At 49.3% G+C, this 4,833-nt stretch carries 6 protein-coding genes; all 6 read right to left on the reverse strand.

Annotation, left to right across the window (positions count from 1 at the left end):
* On the reverse strand, positions 1 to 406 hold a 406-nt coding region (locus AAB523_02685), incomplete at its 3' end, for a peptidoglycan-binding protein (protein MEK7556167.1).
* Between the two features lie 129 nt (positions 407 to 535).
* Positions 536 to 1,546, reverse strand: coding sequence for a hypothetical protein (locus tag AAB523_02690; GenBank protein MEK7556168.1), 1,011 nt, complete (start codon positions 1,544 to 1,546; stop codon positions 536 to 538).
* Between the two features lie 52 nt (positions 1,547 to 1,598).
* Positions 1,599 to 2,273 carry a hypothetical protein gene (locus AAB523_02695; protein MEK7556169.1) on the reverse strand — a complete coding sequence of 225 codons (675 nt, stop codon included), beginning with the start codon at positions 2,271 to 2,273 and terminating at the stop codon, positions 1,599 to 1,601.
* A gap of 129 nt (positions 2,274 to 2,402) precedes the next feature.
* Positions 2,403 to 3,527, reverse strand: a complete 1,125-nt coding sequence (locus tag AAB523_02700) for a redoxin family protein (GenBank protein MEK7556170.1) — start codon at positions 3,525 to 3,527, stop codon at positions 2,403 to 2,405.
* A 1-nt stretch (position 3,528) separates the two neighbouring features.
* Positions 3,529 to 4,311 carry a cytochrome c biogenesis protein CcdA gene (locus tag AAB523_02705; protein MEK7556171.1) on the reverse strand — a complete coding sequence of 261 codons (783 nt, stop codon included), beginning with the start codon at positions 4,309 to 4,311 and terminating at the stop codon, positions 3,529 to 3,531.
* 129 nt (positions 4,312 to 4,440) lie between these two features.
* A partial coding sequence (locus tag AAB523_02710) for a thioredoxin family protein (protein MEK7556172.1) occupies positions 4,441 to 4,833 on the reverse strand: 393 nt, incomplete at its 5' end.

Raw genomic sequence — 4,833 nt, forward strand, 5'->3', positions numbered from 1 at the left:
CTCGGGTGGCAGGGCCTACTTGGCCGTAGCCGGTGGTGAGAGGAGTGCCGGAAGAGACGATATTGTGTCTTTGCTGGAAACGTTTGATGGCAGCTTCGGTGAGCGCGCCATAGTAGCCGGAGATCGTGCCTTCGGGGTAAAGCGAGGGGTCTTTCGCGAGGTAGGTTTGGAGTTTGGTGACGTCACTTCCCTCGCTTCCCTTTCCTAAGGTGGTGGTGAAGACAACAGAAGAAGCGGGAGACGCTTCTTCTGTTGTCTTCAGCGTTTGAAGTTCGCTCTGGAGGGTTTGTATCTGGGAAAGAAGCGCGGCGATCTGTGTCTCAAGGTCGGAGAGCGTGGTGGCGCCGACCACAGCGGGAAGAAAAAAGAAAGTTGCAAGAGTGATGAGAATTTTTTTCGTGTCCATATATGGGATACCTTTTATTATACCAAAATATATGAGAGAAGAGCGTGGATAAAGACCGCGCAAAGAAATACAAGAAAAAACCGCCCCGATATAATCGGGACGGTTGAAATGTACAAAACAAGTATTTACTTACGGAGTAAGCAGAGAACCCACATTCACCTTATGTACCGTCACCTCGGCGCTCGTGTCTTTTTCTTTCTTCGCAAGAACGAGAAAAGTAGTGCCGAGCTGTGCGGAGGGAAACGTGTAACCCTTGCTGTCGCTAAAAAGGCCGCCGAGACTAAGGAGTGTATTGCCTCCCATAACGTTCGTGCCACCGGGCGCGATACCAAGACCGTTCCCGTTGCTTGTTGCCCCCATGTTGGTGGCAATCACTTTCGGAACGGTGACCAGATACACTTCTTTATATCCTCCTTTCAGATGTTTGGCCGCGAACGCTCCGGTATCGTTGATGATCGTCCCGAATTGGGCGAGACCAGCCTTTTTGAGAACCGCTTCCGTTTTGATAATCCCAAGGCATACGTAAAAATCAGCGTATGTGGTATTGGGAGGCATGGCGACGATTGCTTTTCCGATGGGATCTTGCGACCCCTTACTGAAGTTTGAATGCGGAGTAAAGGTGATTGTCGTCATTCCCGAACCGCCCTTTTTGACAATGTCATCCGTATCATCTTTGCCGGTAAACTCCGGCTGACAATTCTTCAGATACGTGAGGGTCATGTCAATACCCAGAGCGTTAGCGGGAAGAGTGGACCCGTGTGTAGCGCCCGCACCACCCATAAGTTGCGGCGCGACGCTCGGAACAAATGGCAGATTCGCCGCCGGCAGAGATTTCTCAACCGTCATACTGATATTACCGACAGTTGCCGAACTTCTGTTGTCGTTGGTGTTTGTATTGCTGTTCTCGTTGACATTCAGGTTAACGTTGATGTTGTCGTTGGTGTTCACGTTGACGTTGGTGTTGTCTACATCAGCAATCGCCGTTGCCCCAGCGCTGGCACTTGCGCCCGCGTTGGCGTTGGCATTTGAACCGCCGTTGTGATGACCGCCATGATGGGAGTTTCCTGTCGCAAGCACAAGCGTGCTTTCTCCGAACATAAACAGACCGACACATCCGAGAATACAAATCTTTGATACCATTAGTGCTTCTCCTTGTTGAATGATCTTACGTGTGGTTTGCGAATTACTGTTTCTACTGAACTACCCGTATATTGTATATCATCTCCTTATATTGCGGAGACCAATACACGTACGTTGTGACGGGTTCACCCTTTGAATCGGTAACCGGGTCGCCGTTTGAATCAGTGACCACGTTGGCTGGCGCTTTCCTCTTAGCTGTTTCGGTTTTTGTACGAGGCCCTTCATATGTTGCCAAAATGACGAGCCTCGGTTTTTCAACCAAAGAGAGTTTCGTCATGTTGTTGCACACCGTGGGGACGGCAACATACACAATGTTGCCGTTTCCGTCTTGCTCCGCGTACAATCGCGCTTTTTCCTTTCGGCTGATATCAGCCCATGCGGGGAAAACACCGTAACACACCTTCCGCTTTCCAAAGACCATTCCGTCAATGGTAAAACGCTCCGGTCTGTCGCCAAGTTGCTGTCGTACCACGCCTTGTTGGGGCGAGATATCAACCCAGCCGTCAAGCTGGCCATGCTGTATGCGTGTGGCAAATCGTTTGATCGTTTCCTCGGGAACACGGAGCGCGCGAAGCGCATTTTCGTGCCCCCACTTGGACGACTCTCTCCCGGGATGTTCCCATGCGCAATTTTCTTTCACCACCATGCCTCCCTCCGCGGCATACGCCACAGAAAAGAACTGGACCAGCAGGAAAAGAAATACAAATCCGTACCTGTGCTTCTTCATCAACAGTCTCCTTTTTGGATCATTGGGTTCTTACTTTACTTGTGAAATAACAAAAAACTGTACGAACTATACACTATTACTCCATATTGTCAATACCTCCGCCTGTCCTTCTTGAAGCGTTGAAAGGGTCTATCCAAACGTAAAGGCAAACGCCGAAACCTCGCCCTGCAGAAAACGAATTTCCAATAGATGTTCACCATAATCACCTTTCAAATCAACGAGATTGTAGAGGTTGTGCGTGTTGAAAATAACTTGCCCGTCCATCACCTCACTACCTGCCAAGGACGCTTGTATCGGCACGCCGTCAAGAAAAATTTCTGCGCTCACATTTTTGGGAGCGCCCGCGACGAGATTTACTTTGTTTGCCGAAAAGCGAAGACGTATGGTTCCCGTATCAGAAGAAAGCACCGCGTTCTCGGCTCCCATTGCCCACTTGCCACCAAGTGTAAACGTGTTCAGCGCAGTTGTTTCGGGAAGCACATATTCGCACACACCTGAAAGACACTCGGTACTCGGGATGTTAGCGAGCGCGGAGAGCCGCGCGGCGCCGATATAGATTTCCGGCGTTTTTATTTTTGAGAAATCGGTTGTTTCCGTGTTCTTGTCCGCGACACCCGCTTTCACGACTGCATCCATACCCAAGCGGAGAGAACGTTCATTTAAGAGCTCTACTATTTTCTCCTCTGTTTCTTCATAACCGCCTTCTCCGATGTGGTCGTACACCATGAAGCCGTCAATATCTATCAAATACTTTCTCGGCCAGAATCGGTTCTGGTACGCGTTCCATGTGGAATAGTCGTTATCAAGAACCACAGGATATTTGATCCCCAGTCTATTTGTCGCTTCAAGCACATTCTGGTACACCTTCTCAAACCCAAACTCTGGGGTATGGAGCCCAATGATGACCAGCCCCTTGTCCTTATATTTTTCGTACCACGCGTTCAAATATGGCGTTGTCCGCTGACAGTTAATACAAGAGTACGTCCAGATATCAAGAAGCACGACTTTTTTCCCGACAAACTCACCTATCGTGACGGACTTCCCATCCGTGTTAATGAATCCGTCGGGGGTCGTGATCTCTTTTGCAATCGGATATCGCTTGGCTTTTTCTTCTTTATCTCCGGTCGTTTGTACCTCCACTTTTCCGCCGATTGTGTCGCGAGAAACTTTTTGTGAATCAAGGTATGTGATACCGCCGACAACGAGAGCGATGAGTGCGATGGATATTGTAACTTTTTGATTTTGAGGATTCATACTATGCAATGACATCTTTCTTTACTGCGGTGGAAGCAAGATAGGAGAGAAATCCCGGGATAAGCGGCAGAATACAGGGGCTTAAAAACGAGCCAACCCCGGCCAGAAACGAAATGCCGAAGTTAAAGATCGTAAGCGAGCTGATACCGCCGCCGATTGATGTCGTCAAGTTGAGCGCAAGAAGGATGTCTGTCAGAAACTGAAGATTAGCGACACGCGAAAGCGTTCCGGTAAAGACTAAGACACCCAATGCGATAAGGACAACGCCGAAGAAATACTGGAGGTAGAGAAGTTTCTTGCCCAAGCGGTTGATAAGCTCTTGCGCTTGGTTCGTGAAAAGCCCGACGAGAAGGAATGGGATTCCCAACCCGAGCGTATAGGCGACAAGAAGCAAAAACGCGCTCGATGCCGATGTTGTTGCGAGTGCCAAGATCGCGCCGAGTGCCGCAGAAACACACGGGGTCCACCCTACGGCAAAGGCGGCGCCGAAAACAAAAGACGTCAGATAGTGAGAGCGAAACCGGCGCGCGACCTTAATCTTATGATCTCTCTTCAGAAACGCCGGAGTAAACAAGCCGAGCAGAAAAAACCCAAATAGGATAATGACTACCCCGCCGAGCCGTCCTAGCCATTCTTGGACCGTATAGGAAGCGCTTGAAAGAACTGTTTGCAGAAGAACACCGACAAGAGAAAACACAAGCGAGAACCCCAGCACAAAGAAAACGCTTGAAAAGAAAATGCTCCAATCGCGCGGGGGTTTTTCAGGAGAGGTGATTTGATTCATAAATTTTTTATTAGCGACGTAGAGTGAATGGTGTGTGAATGAAGGCCACTGCTTTGCACCTTCATTCACACACCCGAACCGAGGAGCTCACACAGGTTCAATACCTCGGGGCCCCGCCACGAGGAACTTTTATTGAGCGAGTGCCTTGTTTATCTCCGTGGTGTAGCGTGCCTTGTTCCATCCATCGGGTGCTTTTAGGATTTGCTTTCCATTCTTCACAAGCACTTTCGTGTGTTGATAAGGAATGCCATATTGGACCACGAGGGCTTTTTCATCGCTATTGGTTTCATTATCTTTGTAGTTGACACGAAAACCAATCACCTTGTCGGTCGTTAATTCGTTGAATGCCGGATAGAGCGCATTCGCCGTTTCTTCTTTACAGACTGGGCACCAATTGGCGTAGAAATAGAGTACCACCAACTTGTCCGACGCGATTGCCGCATCGTAATCCGCTTTGTTGAACTCAAGAAGCGGTGCTGACTTGCCGGCAAGCACTGTTCCTGTGTATTTTGCCATCATCGC

Source organism: Patescibacteria group bacterium, assembly GCA_038063375.1.
GTDB lineage: Bacteria > Patescibacteriota > Minisyncoccia > Phycocordibacterales > JANLHH01 > JANLHH01.

What these genes read in the sequence shown, in the direction of transcription:
- AAB523_02690 (MEK7556168.1), bottom strand. Translation starts at nt 1,546, where the DNA reads ATGGTATCAAAGATTTGTATTCTCGGATGTGTCGGTCTGTTTATGTTC.
- AAB523_02695 (MEK7556169.1), bottom strand. Translation starts at nt 2,273, where the DNA reads ATGAAGAAGCACAGGTACGGATTTGTATTTCTTTTCCTGCTGGTCCAG.
- AAB523_02700 (MEK7556170.1), bottom strand. Translation starts at nt 3,527, where the DNA reads ATGAATCCTCAAAATCAAAAAGTTACAATATCCATCGCACTCATCGCT.
- AAB523_02705 (MEK7556171.1), bottom strand. Translation starts at nt 4,311, where the DNA reads ATGAATCAAATCACCTCTCCTGAAAAACCCCCGCGCGATTGGAGCATT.